The 15,761-nt window shown below is 53.7% G+C and carries 11 protein-coding genes; 5 read left to right on the top strand and 6 right to left on the bottom strand.

What is annotated here, in order from left to right; genetic code table 11:
• Positions 1–129: 129 nt before the first annotated feature.
• The 3 genes from C9J03_RS19340 to C9J03_RS19330 form a co-directional block, all read right to left on the bottom strand.
• Positions 130–1,359: an ammonium transporter gene (locus C9J03_RS19340; RefSeq protein ID WP_044622466.1), complete on the bottom strand. Its 1,230-nt coding sequence runs from the start codon at positions 1,357–1,359 to the stop codon at positions 130–132.
• Between the two features lie 24 nt (positions 1,360–1,383).
• On the bottom strand, positions 1,384–1,722 hold the full coding sequence (locus C9J03_RS19335; protein ID WP_039456980.1) for a P-II family nitrogen regulator: 339 nt from the start codon (positions 1,720–1,722) through the stop codon (positions 1,384–1,386).
• Positions 1,723–1,914: 192 nt separating this feature from the next.
• Entirely contained in the window at positions 1,915–2,283 is a 369-nt protein-coding gene (locus C9J03_RS19330) for a YacL family protein (protein ID WP_044622465.1), read from the bottom strand.
• 109 nt (positions 2,284–2,392) lie between these two features.
• Between C9J03_RS19330 and C9J03_RS19325 the strand changes: the two genes are divergently transcribed.
• The 4 genes from C9J03_RS19325 (at position 2,393) to C9J03_RS19310 (ending at position 6,853) form a co-directional block, all read left to right on the top strand.
• Positions 2,393–3,529 carry a sugar diacid recognition domain-containing protein gene (locus C9J03_RS19325; RefSeq protein ID WP_044622464.1) on the top strand — a complete coding sequence of 379 codons (1,137 nt, stop codon included), beginning with the start codon at positions 2,393–2,395 and terminating at the stop codon, positions 3,527–3,529.
• 157 nt (positions 3,530–3,686) lie between these two features.
• On the top strand, positions 3,687–4,952 hold the full coding sequence (locus tag C9J03_RS19320; protein ID WP_039456967.1) for a GntP family permease: 1,266 nt from the start codon (positions 3,687–3,689) through the stop codon (positions 4,950–4,952).
• 12 nt (positions 4,953–4,964) lie between these two features.
• Complete coding sequence (locus C9J03_RS19315; RefSeq protein WP_044622463.1) at positions 4,965–6,101, top strand: glycerate kinase; 1,137 nt, start codon at positions 4,965–4,967, stop codon at positions 6,099–6,101.
• Between the two features lie 290 nt (positions 6,102–6,391).
• Complete coding sequence (locus C9J03_RS19310; RefSeq protein ID WP_052829714.1) at positions 6,392–6,853, top strand: DoxX family protein; 462 nt, start codon at positions 6,392–6,394, stop codon at positions 6,851–6,853.
• Positions 6,854–6,930: 77 nt separating this feature from the next.
• Here C9J03_RS19310 and acnB read toward each other — a convergent pair whose 3' ends face one another.
• A complete protein-coding gene (gene acnB / locus C9J03_RS19305) occupies positions 6,931–9,528 on the bottom strand; it encodes a bifunctional aconitate hydratase 2/2-methylisocitrate dehydratase (protein ID WP_044622462.1) in 2,598 nt (865 codons plus the stop codon).
• 275 nt (positions 9,529–9,803) lie between these two features.
• A complete protein-coding gene (locus C9J03_RS19300) occupies positions 9,804–12,044 on the bottom strand; it encodes a patatin-like phospholipase family protein (protein ID WP_249031112.1) in 2,241 nt (746 codons plus the stop codon).
• Between the two features lie 133 nt (positions 12,045–12,177).
• Here C9J03_RS19300 and C9J03_RS19295 point away from each other — a divergent pair, with 133 nt between their 5' ends.
• On the top strand, positions 12,178–14,094 hold the full coding sequence (locus C9J03_RS19295) for a methyl-accepting chemotaxis protein (protein WP_044622461.1): 1,917 nt from the start codon (positions 12,178–12,180) through the stop codon (positions 14,092–14,094).
• 183 nt (positions 14,095–14,277) lie between these two features.
• On the opposite strand, the gene lpdA is transcribed toward C9J03_RS19295, so the two are convergent.
• Positions 14,278–15,705, bottom strand: a complete 1,428-nt coding sequence (lpdA, locus tag C9J03_RS19290; protein WP_044624363.1) for a dihydrolipoyl dehydrogenase — start codon at positions 15,703–15,705, stop codon at positions 14,278–14,280.
• Positions 15,706–15,761 lie beyond the last annotated feature (56 nt).

The raw sequence follows: 15,761 nt of genomic DNA, 5'->3' as shown, positions 1-15,761 counted from the left end.
ATAACGGTTATCAATATCGCTCAATTATACTGTAGACGAAAAGCAAAACAATGCGCAGAAGCAATAAAAAACAAAAAACGCCGCCTTTCGGCAGCGTTTTTTTAAAGATGTGAACTAAATATATGTTACTTATTTCACACTGACAAACTCAGGGTAGGCATCAATACCACAGTCGTGAAGATCCATGCCCGCCAGCTCTTCTTCTTCCGTCACTCGAATACCGACGGTGTACTTCAACACAGCCCAGACCGCCAAGCTTGCAGTAAATACCCAACCGAAGATCACTGCCGCTCCCAGCAACTGCGCACCGAATGTCGCATCGCCATTGCTGAAAGGTACCGCCATCAAGCCGAAGAACCCACACACACCGTGAACCGAAATTGCACCGACCGGGTCATCAATCTTGATCTTGTCAAAGCCGATGATGCTAAAGACCACTAGCGCACCCGCCACCACACCGATGCTCACTGCCGCCATTGGCGATGGTGACAATGGGTCAGCCGTAATAGCGACCAGACCGGCCAATGCACCATTAAGGATCATCGTCAGATCCGCCTTGCCCCAGGTGGTCTTGCACACAGCCAGCGCAGCAATCGCCCCCGCCGCCGCCGCCGCATTGGTGTTAAGGAAGATCTGGCCTACCGCGGTAGCGTTCTCAAAATCCGACAGCATCAGCTGCGAACCGCCGTTGAAACCGAACCAGCCGAACCACAGGATAAAGGTACCCAGCGTCGCCAATGGCATGTTTGAGCCAGGGATGGGGTGGATGGCACCGTTCTTGCCGTATTTCCCCTTACGGGCACCAAGCAGCATCACCCCAGCCAACGCAGCGGCAGCACCGGCCATGTGAACGATACCCGAGCCGGCGAAGTCACTGAAACCCGCTTCTGACAGGAAGCCACCGCCCCATGTCCAGTAGCCTTCGAGTGGGTAGATGAAGCCAGTCAAAATGACAGAAAAAATAAGGAAAGACCACAGCTTCATACGCTCGGCAACCGCGCCTGATACCACAGACATTGCCGTGGCCACAAACACCACCTGGAAGAAAAAGTCAGATTCCAAAGAGTGATCCGCGCCCTCGGCCTGCGAACCAATCAAGGCGCCGATGGACGGCAGCCAACCGCCTTCGCCATTATCGACGTACATGATGTTGTAACCGACAATCAAGTACATGGTGCAAGCGATAGCATACAAACAAAAGTTTTTGGTCAGGATCTCGGTGGTGTTCTTCGAGCGCACCAACCCTGCTTCCAGCATGGCAAAGCCCGCCGCCATCCACATCACCAAGGCACCTGACATTAAAAAGAAAAAGGTGTCGAGAGCATAACGCAGCTCAGTAACAGTCGTTGCTAGTTCCATAATCTTCGTCCCCTACACTTATTCTTATAAGGCTTCTAAATCGGTTTCACCGGTACGGATACGTACGGCATGATCCAGGTCGTATACAAAAATTTTGCCGTCACCTATCTTGCCGGTCTGCGCTGCTTTTGAAATAGCTTCGATAATGGCTTCCATGTTTTCGGCCTGGGTAGCAATTTCCAATTTCACCTTCGGCAGGAAGTCCACCTGGTACTCAGCCCCGCGGTACAATTCGGTATGGCCTTTCTGGCGACCGAAGCCCTTGACCTCAGAAACGGTCATTCCCTCGACACCAACATCAGCCAGTGCTTCGCGTACATCGTCCAACTTAAATGGTTTGATTATTGCGTTGATCAATTTCATTGCCTGCTCCTCGAAAACAGAATTCCTTCTCAATCACAGTTCAATAACAAACAAGCAACGTGCCAACTTTTTTAATTCTTTAATTTCAATCACTTAATTAAAATCGTGATTTGGATACAAAAAAGGCCGCACCTAAATAGTGCAGCCTTTTCACCGTGATGAGGCAATTTCTCCCCGCAGGAACCACCTCGCTCAAAAACGGGTGACGAATGCGCGCCACGCCGTCAAAACTAGGGCAAAGTCTTCGAATCCACACACCGCCACGGCCTCTTCGTCATAAAAGTCCATATTATCCTCAAGTTCGGTATCATCTTCGGAAAACAGATAGTTAGCTTGAACTACCGCTTCGTTATCCTGCAGACTCAAGGTCAGCTCGTCACCGATGATCCGCCATTCCTGGGTGCTGTTCTTCAGTGCACCAAGCTGGCACATGACGGTGTCCATCTTGTCAAAGTCCTTACCGATCTCTTCCACCAGCCAGCGGCCCAGGGCCTCATGCCCCATTGAGAAAACCGCATGATAGCTACCGTCCAAGGTGTTTTTCTTAAAGTCGTAATCCATAGCTATCCTCTGTGTGATGTCGGTGATCTTAAATGATAAACTGGTTTAAGCTGGGCGGTGAGACCGCCTCTTCGCGCAAGAGCGCACATTTTCAGGATCTGACACCAAAATGCAACTCAATGCGACCATTGCCCGGCAAATCGTCGAGCGAGCGATGAAAATCATCCAACACTCGGTCAATGTCATGGACGAATATGGCCGGATCATCGGCTCCGGTGATCCCAGCCGCCTCAACCAGCGCCATGAAGGGGCGATACTGGCCATCAATGACAACCGGGTGGTCGAGATTGATCCCGGCACCGCGCTGCAGCTCAAGGGCGTCAAACCGGGCATTAACCTGCCCATCGTCTTTCGCGACCAGATTATCGGCGTCGTCGGGATCTCCGGCACACCGGATCAAGTGCGCAACTATGGCGAACTGGTCAAGATGACCGCCGAGCTGATCGTCGAGCAGGAAGCGCTGATGTCCCAGGTCCAGTGGAACAAGCGCCACCGCGAGGAACTGGTGCTGCAGCTGATCAAGGATACCGAGCTCAATGATGCCCAGCTGATCTCCATTGCCCAGAAACTCGATCTGGATCTGGCCCAGCCCCGGATCGCCGCCCTGGTCAAAGTGCTTCCCGCCGCGGGCGCATCGCTGTCGCTCGAACACTTACAGAAAATGGTCCACCTACTCGAATACCCCGAGCGTGATAACTTGGTCGGTATCCACTCGGTCTCGCTCAATGAGATAGTGGTACTCAAGCCGATCACGCTCGAAGAGACGGGCTGGTCGCGGGCAATCGAACAGAAGCGGATTGACAAACTGATACGGCGGGTGGCCAAGCAAAGCCACTTTTCGATCCAGATCGCCCTCGGCGACTACTTCCCCGGGCTACAGGGACTGTCGCGCTCGTTCCAAACCGCCCAGGCCACGCTCAATGCTGCCACCAGCAAGGATAGTGTCCTGTTCTACCAAGATCACCTGCTGCCGGTGCTGCTCAGCGGGCTCAAAGAAGACCCATGGCGCTTCGAACAATTGGTCAAACCTCTCGAAACCCTCAGGGCCAATGATCCCAAAGGCACCCTGCTAAAAACCTTGAAGGCATTTTTTGCGCAGAATTGTGATTTAGCTCAAACGTGCGAAGTGCTCCATATTCACCGCAATACGCTGCGTTACCGCCTCGATCGCATCGAGCAGGAAACCCAGCTAAGTTTCAACAACTTATCTGATAAGACCCGATTATACCTCGCCCTTTCCTGCTAGCTGACAAACCCCTCAATTTGTGCGATTGCACAAAAACATAATGCTGGGGTGATGATTTTTCGTCACCTCGCCTAAAGCCAAAACGGGCCAGGCCAAGTACATTCCACCGCAGTTAAGAATTTTCGTTTTCTTTTTTTATTTTGACGTGGAATAGAACATGGTAGAAGTATCAACACTTGGTGCGTTGGCTGCGCTGGTCGTGGCCATTAGCCTGATCCTGAAAAAAGTACCGCCCGCCTACGGCATGATCATCGGTGCCCTTGTCGGTGGTATTGTCGGTGGCGTGTCGCTAACCGACACCGTGAACCTGATGATTGGTGGCGCCCAGGGTATTGTCACAGCGGTATTGCGGATCTTGGCCGCGGGTGTCCTTGCCGGTGTCTTGATTGAATCAGGGGCCGCAACCTCTATCGCTGAAACCATCGTAAAGAAAGTCGGTGAAACCCGTGCCCTGCTGGCACTGGCTGTCGCCACCATGATCCTGACCGCTGTCGGCGTTTTCGTTGACGTGGCCGTGATCACTGTCGCCCCGATTGCGCTGGCCATTGCCCGCCGTGCCGACCTGTCGAAAATGGCCATCCTTCTTGCCATGGTCGGTGGCGGTAAGGCCGGTAACATCATGTCACCGAATCCCAATGCTATCGCGGCTGCCGATGCGTTCGATGTCCCGCTGACATCCGTGATGGCAGCCGGTGTGATCCCGGGCCTGTGCGGCATGGCTTTCGCCTACTTCATTGCCAAAAAACTGGTTAACCGCGGCAGCAAGGTGGCTGAGCACGAAGTCGTCGCCATCGACCACAGCCGCCTGCCAAAATTCGGTGCCGCCATTGTTGCACCGCTCATCGCAATTGCCCTGCTGGCCCTGCGCCCAATTGCCGGCATCAACGTTGACCCACTGATCGCGCTTCCTCTTGGTGGCTTGGTCGGTGCCGTCGTGATGGGCCGCTTCCGCGATACCAACCACTTTGCGGTATCCGGCCTGACCCGTATGGCTCCTGTTGCCGTTATGCTGCTGGGTACCGGTACCCTGGCTGGCATCATTGCCAACTCCGGCCTGCGTGACGGCCTGATTGAGCTGCTGACCGCCTCTGGCCTGCCATCTTACCTGCTGGCGCCTATCTCGGGCTCGATGATGTCACTGGCCACGGCTTCAACCACCGCCGGTACCGCCGTTGCCGCAAGTGTTTTCAGCCACACCATCCTTGAGCTGGGTGTGCCAGCACTGGCAGGTGCCGCGATGATCCATGCCGGTGCAACGGTACTGGACCACATGCCTCACGGCAGCTTCTTCCATGCAACCGGTGGTGCTGTGCACATGGACATCAAAGAGCGCCTCAAGCTTGTCCCTTACGAGTCAGCAGTTGGCCTAGTGATTGCTGTCATCTCGACCCTTATTTTCGGTGTATTCGGCTTCTTCGTTTAAGGATTCATAGTCATGAAAATTGTAATTGCCCCAGATTCATACAAAGAAAGTTTGACGGCCATGGAAGTGGCTACGGCTATCGAAGCGGGTTTCCGCCAAGTCCTGCCGGAAGCGGAGTACCACAAACTACCGATGGCTGACGGCGGTGAAGGCACCGTGCAGTCTCTGGTTGATGCCACCAATGGTTCTATCGTCGAACAGTCTGTGACCGGCCCTCTAGGTAAGCCGGTAGCCGGTTTCTACGGCGTGATGGGCGACGGCCGTACCGCAATAATCGAAATGGCGGCGGCATCTGGCCTGCACCTTGTCGAGCCTGAACTGCGCAACCCGCTAAAAACCACCACTTTCGGTACTGGCGAGCTGATCAAAGCGGCATTGGACAAAGGTGTCGAGCACATTATCGTCGGGATCGGCGGCAGTGCCACCAACGATGGCGGCATCGGTATGGCCCAGGCGCTGGGCATCCGCCTGCTTGACGAAAACGGCGAGGAAGTTGGTTTCGGCGGTGGCGAGCTGGCACGTATCGCAACGATCGACAAGACTAACCTAGACCCGCGTCTTGCGACGGTGAAACTGGAAGTAGCCTGTGACGTCGACAACCCACTGTGTGGCCCGAAAGGTGCCTCGCATATTTTCGGCCCGCAGAAAGGCGCGACACCGGAAATGGTCGAGCTGCTTGACGCCAACCTGGCCCACTATGCCGGAATCATCAAGACCCAACTCGGGCGAGATGTCAAAGACATGGCCGGCGCCGGTGCCGCCGGTGGCCTTGGCGCCGCCCTGCTTGGCCTGCTTGATGCCAGCCTGCGCCCGGGGATCGACATCGTGATGGATGCGGTGAACCTGCTGGATGTCTGTGCCGATGCCGATTTGGTGATCACCGGCGAAGGCCGCATCGACAGCCAGACGATTCATGGCAAAACCCCAATCGGTGTTGCCCGTACGGCCAAGCGCTTCCATCTTCCGGTAATCGGTATTGCCGGCTGCCTGGCTGCCGATTGCGATGCGGTTTACGACCACGGCATCGACGCGGTATTCAGCGTGACCCCAAGGGCAATGGAGCTTCAAACGGCAATGGATGAAGCAGCCTTCAACGTCGAGATGACCGCGCGCAACGTGGCAGCGATGCTGACTGTCGGCAAACGCTAATAGTTAGCTAGATAACGAGGCCGGTACTACACGTATCGGCTTTTTTTTGCGCTGACTTCGAGTAATGAAAAACCATGATGTACGAATTTGAGAATTCACCCCCGAGTCCACTTTATGGGGCATACCACTCGAGCCTCTAGCTCAAGTGTTACCCCCCCCACAAAACCACCATCCTGAAACGGTGTTAGCTTGCTCCCAGAACCACATATTGATCGGTGTCATTCAGATTAAAGTCATCTCCCCCGTAGTCTAATAGGGCAAGCTACTCTTTCTCTCTAAAGGATCCTGTCATGGACAAACTACTTGCTCTCTTATCCGGCCGTAACGGATCTCACCGTATCGAAGATCTGCTTCTGCTGCTGCTCCGTTTGGCTATCGGTGGTGCGATGCTGACCCACGGCATCGGCAAGATCGTCAACTTCAGCGAGCTAGCTCCGACTTTTATCGACCCGTTCGGTATCGGCTCTACCCCAAGCCTGGTACTGGCCATGTTGGCCGAGGTACTTGGCTCGATAGCCTTGATGCTGGGTGTATTAACCCGTATCAGTGCATTGGTACTGCTGTTTACCATGGGCACAGCAACCTACGCAGTGGGAATGGCCAAAGGCTGGGCAGGCGCTGAACTGGCCTTTATCTACTCGCTGGTTTACCTCACCCTGATGGTACAAGGCGGCGGCCGCATCGGCCTCGAACACTTTTGGCTCAGCAAGCGCCGTAAAGCCAAGGCATTAGCGAAAGTAAAAAGCGCTTAATTCCCTTAGTCACAAGCTAAGCTCTAGAAACAAAAACGCCTCCAACTGGAGGCGTTTTTATTAGTAGCAACTTACTCTTAGGCTGGCTGCTGGATAATCACATCATCCGCTTTCTTAGTGTACTGCTCCATGCGGTGGAAGTTGAGGTAGCGGTAGGTATCCGCTGCCGTCGCATCGATTTGCTTGGCGTACTCCAAGTACTCTTCCTTGGTCGGGATACGGCCAAGGATTGCGCCCACTGCCGCCAACTCTGCCGAAGATAGGTACACATTGGCCCCCGTACCCAAACGGTTCGGGAAGTTACGGGTCGATGTCGACATCACCGTTGCCTTGTCGGCAACGCGGGCCTGGTTACCCATACACAGCGAACATCCCGGCGTTTCGATACGCACACCGGCACGGCCGAAGATACCGTAGTAACCTTCTTCCGTAAGCTGGTCTTTGTCCATCTTGGTTGGCGGTGCCACCCACAGGCGGGTATCGAGCGTACCGCCGAACTTCTCTAGCAGTTTACCTGCCGCACGGAAGTGGCCGATGTTGGTCATGCACGAGCCGATGAACACTTCATCGATTGCGGTGCCCTGTACGTCAGACAGCAGACGCGCATCATCCGGGTCATTCGGTGCACACAAGATAGGCTCGTTGATTTCTGCCAGATCGATTTCGATAACATGCGCGTACTCGGCATCGCCATCGGCTTCCATCAACTCAGGATTTGCCAGCCACTCTTCCATCGCCGTGATACGACGCTCGATGGTACGGCGGTCGCCATAACCTTCAGCGATCATCCACTTGAGCATCACGATATTCGACTCAAGGTACTCGGCAATCGACTCTTGCGATAGCTTAACAGTACAACCTGCCGCACTACGCTCGGCGGATGCATCCGACAGCTCGAACGCCTGCTCTACCGTTAAATGCTCAACACCTTCGATTTCCAGCACGCGGCCCGAGAATTCATTGATCTTACCCGCTTTCTCAACGGTCAGCAGCCCCTGCTGAATCGCGTAATAAGGGATGGCATGAACCAGGTCACGCAGGGTAATGCCTTCCTGCATCTCGCCCTTGAAGCGGACTAAGATAGATTCAGGCATGTCCAGCGGCATGACGCCAGTTGCCGCCGCAAACGCGACCAAACCAGAGCCTGCCGGGAACGAAATCCCCAATGGGAAACGGGTATGCGAGTCACCACCAGTACCGACGGTATCAGGCAGCAGCATACGGTTCAGCCATGAGTGGATAACGCCGTCACCCGGACGCAGCGACACACCGCCACGGTTCATGATGAAATCAGGCAGGGTGTGGTGGGTGTTCACATCAACCGGCTTAGGGTACGCCGAGGTGTGACAGAACGACTGCATGGTCAGTTCAGCCGAAAAACCCAGACAAGCCAAATCTTTCAGCTCATCACGGGTCATTGGACCGGTGGTATCCTGCGAGCCCACGGTAGTCATCTTCGGCTCACAGTATGTGCCAGGACGGACACCTTCAACACCACACGCTTTACCGACCATCTTCTGGGCCAAAGTGTAACCTTTGCCTGAGTCTTCAACCGCAACCGGGCGGCGGAACACATCAGAAGAAGCGAGCCCCAGAGACTGGCGGGCACGGTCAGTTAGACCACGACCGATGATCAGAGGAATACGACCACCAGCACGCACTTCGTCAATCAATACATCGGTTTTCAGCTCGAAGGTAGACACCACATCATCGCTGCCGTGGCGGCGGACTTCACCCTTGTACGGGTAGACATCTATCACATCCCCCATGTTAAGCGCAGTCACATCAACTTCGATTGGCAGTGCACCGGCATCTTCCATGGTATTGAAGAAGATTGGCGCGATCTTGCCACCAAGCACGTAACCACCGGCACGCTTGTTAGGGACATTAGGGATATCATCGCCCATGAACCACAGTACCGAGTTGGTCGCCGACTTACGGGAAGAGCCGGTACCGACAACATCACCAACATAGACCAACTGATGGCCTTTCTCTTTCAGTGCTTCAATCTGCTTGATAGGACCGATAGAACCCGGTTGTTCCGGCTCGATACCTTCACGTTCGTTCTTGAGCATAGCAAGGGCATGCAGCGGGATATCAGGGCGAGACCATGCATCCGGAGCTGGAGACAAGTCATCAGTATTGGTTTCACCCGTGACCTTGAAAACAGTCAGGGTGATCTTTTCAGCCAACTCCGGCTTGGACAGGAACCACTCGGCATCCGCCCAAGATTGGATCACCTGCTGGGCGAAAGCATTGCCGGCTTTGGCTTTTTCTTCGACGTCATAGAAGGCATCGAACATCAGTAAGGTATGAGACAGCGCTTTAGCCGCAATCGGAGCCAGGGCTTCATCGTCTAGCAATGCAATCAGCGGCTCGATGTTGTAACCACCCTGCATAGTACCCAATAGCTCGGCAGCTTTTTCCTTGCTGACGATTGGGGACTGCGCTTCGCCTTTGGTCAGTGCAGCAAGGAAGCCCGCCTTCACATAGGCGGCTTCATCCACACCAGGGGGAATACGATTTTCCAGGAGATCTAGCAGAAAGGCTTCCTCACCGGCTGGTGGGGTCTTTAGTAATTCAACCAGAGCGGCAACCTGCTCAGCATCGAGCGGCTTTGGAACAACTCCTTCTGCAGCACGTTCTTCGACGTGTTTACGGTAGGCTTCAAGCACGACATATTCCTCATTTTAGGTTTGGCCGCGATGGCCAAACATCCTTGGAAGTGATTGATCTACCGTTAGCGTGTTGGAAGGGCTTGATATTCCTTCTGTCACATAAGAAATGTTACTATTTCAGCCAACGGAGACCAAAACCGTTTATCGAGCATACCAGATTTAACGTAATATTAAAATCCGGTCGTTTTTTACAACATTCACAAATTTTGAATAAATGTAAGCAACCGTAATACCCACCGTTGGCATTCTTCCCCTCATATCAGACTGTTAACTTATAGTGCCCCGCCGAAGAAGACATAAAATGCATGGTTCGACTGCTCAGTCCGGCCATAAGCCAAGATAAGTGGCCCCACCGGGGTGGTGATCCCCGAGTACAAGCTGCCTGCGGTATAGAGGGGTACATCCTTGAAGCTCAGATCTGAACTGTTGTAGACCCCGCCGTATTCCAGCGAGCCGCCGAAGAAAACCGAAGATTTGAACAAGCCAAAATCCTGTTCCATCAAGTTGTAGCGGTAAATCGCGGCGGTGAATATTTTGTTGTTACCCGACAGGCTGTTCTTCGGGATCCCGGACAGGTTAAGGAATCCCCCCAGCTCTTTGGGATCAAGCCGCAGATCAAAGTCCGATCGAACCCGGCCATATTCCGCCTTGCCCATGAAGGTATGGTCACCATAGGTCACCGCCCCCTTCCAGTTAATATCCATATGAACCGAGAAGTCTTCATACTCTGTACCTTGGAAGCGGCTGTTGTCATCCGAAGCTGCCAGCTCAAGCTCTAGGAGGTTACCTTGCTTGGGCAACATAATGTCATCCAGGGTATCTAGACTGTAACGGATATAACCAATTTGGCTGTTTCGCTTGTCGATCCCGAAATCCGGAAAACCCAGTACCTCCGTTTCACCGCTGAGATAACGCATCCCGATCCGGAACTCTTGCCACAGCGTCGGCTGCCAGCCAAACGAAGCATCAAAAATGGTATCGGTATAGGTGGCAGGCAGGAAGAAATCTATATCCTCAAGACTCGGCTCTTCACCAAATAGCGGGATGTTGTAATCGGTATTTTTGTACTCGGCGGTGATCAGCGAAAACCAGTCGTGATCCTTGACAAAAGGCAGGTACAGCCCGGTGGCAATCCGCTTATCCGAGCCGTATTCCAACTCAGTACGCCACTCAGCACCAGCCCGGCTGAGCCCGGTCACATTGAAGGCGACACCAAAGGAGTAATCGGTACTGTTTTCAAAATCATCCTCAAGGGCAAAACGAAAATCGATAAAATTCGGCCCCCAGCTTTTCTCCCTGACATCAAGCAAAATGACATTATCACCGTCAATTTGCTCGATACGGTAATCAACCCGCTCAAAACGATCCAGGGCATATAGACTGCGTACGCTCTCACTCAGGTCCTCGGAGGAAATAGCCTGGCCCGCCTCAAGCTGCAAGCGGTCGAGCAACACGTCGTCAGCATAGCTACTGTTATTCTGCAGCCGTATTTCATCGACCAACAACTCATCGAGCGGTACCAGTTGGCGGCGCCGTTTCTGCTTGCTGTCGATATAGTTTTGGAACCAGGTACTCCGGCCGAGGTGAGCCAACTCGTCGGCCATCGCCATCACCTCGACATAACCGCTCTCGAAAGCCAGCGGCATACGGGCAAAATCTGCGGTCTTGATACCGCGAATGTTGGGGCGGATCAGAAAATCCTTATCCGACAGCAAAGCGATCTGGCGGTCAGCGTTATCACGCACCATGAAGTCCGTCAGTTGATCCATCACCGCGAAATAGTTGCTGAGCTCATCACGCTTTTTGAACTCGTTGCTGATATCAACCGCAATAATGATATCGGCTCCCATATTGCGCACCACATCAATCGGCAGGTTATCGGTGATCCCGCCATCGACCAGCAGCTTATCGTTAAGCTCTTTCGGTGGCAGCAGGCCCGGTATCGACATACTGGCCTGCATCACCTCGGCCAAATCTCCCTTGTCCAATACCACCGGCTGCAAGTTTTCAATATCCGTCGCCACCGCCCGGTATGGGATCACCATGTCATCAAAACTGTCAAACACCGGCAGGCTGCCGGAGGTCGAGCGCAGGATCTCCCCCATGGTCTGGCCCTGGACAATCCCCCGCGGCGCTTTGAGCTCCCAAAACCCAAACCCAAGCTCACTCGTCACCTGGTATCGGTCTTCTTGTTGCTTTTCCCTGACCCGACGGTCACTCCGCATCACCCGGTCTTGATAGCCCCGATCCCAATCCACGCTGGTCAGCAATGCCTCGATTTCATCGGCACTCATCCCAGTCGCGTACAAACCGCCGACATAAGCGCCCATACTGGTCCCTGCAATATAGTCGACCGGAATATGAAGATCTTCCAGCGCTTTGAGTACCCCGATATGGGCGGCACCTTTGGCACCGCCGCCACCGAGTACCACGCCGATCTTAGGTCGCTGCTCGGCAAAGGCCACAGAAGAAAAAGAAACGCTGAACAAGCACAAAAATGTGATACCTAGCACTAAAGTTCTGCAACCGTTGTGCAGATAACATATCACACTGTGAGTTGCCGCAAATGGCTGTTCTTGGGTCATGGGCTACTTATTCCGTGAACGTACACACCGTTCACATCGTCAGACAAAACTATAAAAGACTATGAAGTTCAACCAATTCACAATCAAACAAAAGCTGATCCTGGCTATGGTCCTTGCGGTTCTCGCTTCTACCCTGCTCGTTGGCATCATCAGCCAAAAGCAAGCAAGGCAAGTGGTCGAAAACCGCTTACTGCAGTCGGAGCTACCGGCTACCCTGCTGCAAATCCGCAATAGCATCGATAAGGAAGTATCACTGATGCTGGCTGCCGCCGAGCAACTGGCCACCAGCCGCTTCATTACTGACCTCTATCATGATGGCAGATCGCAAGCCGATGAAAGCAAAATAATCCGGCGCCTGAATGATATCAAAAACCAGTACCAATTGTTCGATGCCTCTATTGCTGATCGTACCAGTGGCGACTACTGGAATCAGGACGGATTTCTGCGCCGCCTGACCCCGCAGCAAGATGGCTGGTTCTATGATTTCACCCGCTCGGGGCAAGCCCGATCGCTCAGTGTCTTCCGCGAATCAAACGGCGACGTCAAACTGTTCGTCAACTACCAGCAGCTAAATGGCAAAGGTATGGCCGGCCTTTCCAAGTCCCTCGCCGAGATGAGCCGCTTCATCAACCAGTTCCAGCTGGAAAAAACCGGCTTTGTCTTCCTCGCTGACGGCCAAGGCCAAGTGCAGATCCATCGCGACCGTGGCGTAATGGGCAAAATGCAGCTCGCGAACCTGTACGGCCAGCAAGCGGCCGCTACCTTACTGGCCAAGGATGATTTCAATGTCGTCCAGCACACCATCAACGGCCAAGATGTGTTGGTGGCTACCAGCTACATCCCATCCATGAACTGGTATGTGGTTGCCCAATTGCCCCTGGAAGAAGCCTTTGCCGAGCTGAATCAGGCCCGCCAGCAAATCATGCTGTGGACCGCCGGCATCGCCGCCGCGTTTGTGTTACTTGCCATTTGGCTCGGTAGCAATATCACCCAGCCGATTTCCCGCCTGGCCGCTATGTTTAAAGATCTCGGTGAAGGCGAAGGGGATCTGCGCCACCGTATTGAAGTATCAGGCAATGATGAAATTGCCCAGCTCTCCGCGGGCTTCAATAGTTTCATCGGCAAGATCCACTACTCGGTCAAAGAGGTCGCCGAAACCGGCAACAGCCTCCGCGAAGCGGCCGAGTCTGTCGCCCAGCAGGCTGAAATCACCTTGGATACCAGCCACAGCCAACGTGACCGTACCCTGCAGGTCGTCACGGCTATCAATGAAATGGGTGCCACCGTCAACGAAATTGCCAGCAATGCCGCGCACGCAGCCGATGCCGCGCATAATGCCGAAAACGAAACCCAGAGCGGCCAGCAGGTGGTCAGCCAGGCCCGCGATACCATTAACCAGCTCGCCAATGATGTGACCCAGGTCAGCGAAGTGATTGAGTCGCTGGCCAGCAACACCCAGGCCATTGGCAGTATTCTGGATGTGATCCGCGGTATCTCCGAGCAAACCAATTTGCTGGCGCTCAACGCCGCAATTGAGGCGGCCCGCGCCGGCGAGCAGGGCCGCGGCTTTGCTGTGGTGGCCGACGAGGTACGCAGCTTGGCCAGCCGCACCGCCGATTCGACCGATGAGATCCAGGCGATGATCAACCGCCTGCAGGAAGAAGCCAGCAACGCAGTCAGCGCGATGGTGCAGAGCCGCCAGCTCACCTCCGATGGCGTCTCGGCAGCGGACGAGGCCTCCGGCGCCCTGCTGTCGATCTCCGATCGCATCACCCTGATTTCCGACATGAATACCCAGGTCGCCACCGCAACGGAAGAGCAGTCCACCGTGGTCTGCGATATCAACTGCAATATCGAGGAAATCAACGAAGCGACCCAACGCACTGCCGATACCGCTTCGCAGCTAGCCCAGTCAAGCCAAGCACTGCGCGATCTGTCCAAGCGCCTGGATGACATGGTCGGCACGTTCACGCTCTAAGCGTGATACGATAGCGAAGAAATAAAAGCAAACGGCAAGGAGGGTTTAGGCCCTCCTTGTTGTTTTCTGGGTTCTAGGTTCTGCGAACCTCAAATTCAAGCCAAGTTTTTGGCTCTTCCTAGCCCCAAAATACCAAAAAAGCGCCCGAAGGCGCTTTTTTCATATCCGCTAGCAAAGCCGTAATTACTTACGCTTAACGGCTTTCGGGTTAGGAAGGTCAGTGATTGAACCTTCGAATACCTCAGCAGCCAGACCTACAGATTCGTGTAGCGTTGGGTGGGCGTGGATAGTCAGAGCGATATCCTCTGCATCACAGCCCATCTCGATCGCCAGACCGATTTCACCCAGCAGCTCACCACCGTTAGTACCCACGATAGCACCACCGATCACACGGTGAGTGTCTTTGTCGAAGATCATCTTCGTCATACCGTCGGCACAGTCAGAAGCGATTGCACGGCCAGAAGCTGCCCATGGGAATGTCGCCACTTCGTAGTTGATGCCTTCAGCTTTTGCTTCTTTCTCGGTCTTACCAACCCATGCTACTTCTGGCTCGGTGTAAGCGATTGAAGGAATAACTTTAGGATCGAAGTAGTGCTTCTTACCAGAAATAACTTCAGCAGCAACGTGGCCTTCATGCACACCTTTGTGAGCAAGCATTGGCTGGCCAACGATGTCACCGATAGCGTGGATGTGAGGAACGTTAGTACGCATCTGCTTGTCAACGTTGATGAAGCCGCGCTCGTCAACTTCGATACCCGCTTTCTCTGCGTCGATCAGCTTACCGTTTGGTACACGGCCGATTGCCACAAGAACAGCATCGTAACGTACCGGCTCAGCAGGGGCTTTCTTACCTTCCATTGATACGTAGATACCGTCTTCACGCGCTTCAACAGCGGTTACTTTGGTTTCTAGCATCAGGTTGAATTTCTTCTTGATGCGCTTGGTGAAAACTTTAACGATGTCTTTGTCAGCAGCAGGGATAACCTGATCGAACATCTCAACCACATCGATCTGCGAACCCAGCGCATGGTATACCGTACCCATCTCAAGGCCGATGATACCGCCACCCATGACAAGTAGCTTTTCAGGCACTTCTTTCAGCTCAAGGGCATCAGTTGAGTCCCAGATACGTGGGTCTTCGTGCGGGATGAACGGTAGCTCGATAGGACGAGAACCTGCCGCAACGATAGCGTTGTCGAAAGTTACAGTTGTTGGACCGTCTTCGCCCTCAACAACGATAGTGTTAGGACCAGTAAACTTACCGTAGCCGTTAACCACGTTAACTTTACGCATCTTAGCCATACCGCCAAGACCGCCTGTCAGTTGGGTAATTACTTTTTCTTTCCATACACGGATCTTGTTGATATCGGTTTGAGGCTCACCGAATACCACGCCGTGCTCAGCCATCGCTTTTGCTTCTTCGATAACTTTAGCAACGTGAAGCAGGGCTTTAGATGGGATACAACCCACGTTTAGACATACACCACCAAGTGTGCTGTATTTTTCGATTAGTACCGTATCTAGGCCTAGGTCGGCGCTACGGAATGCCGCAGAGTAACCTGCAGGGCCTGAACCCAACACCACTACCTGGGCTTTAATTTCTTTACTCATCATGACCTCGTTGTAAGTCTTTTATCCCTAACAGGCTAAGTATTCGTGTTCTACTT

The sequence above is a fragment of the Photobacterium gaetbulicola genome (genome assembly GCF_003025515.1).
Taxonomy (GTDB): Bacteria; Pseudomonadota; Gammaproteobacteria; order Enterobacterales; family Vibrionaceae; genus Photobacterium; species Photobacterium gaetbulicola.
This window is presented reverse-complemented; position numbering and strand designations above follow the sequence as displayed.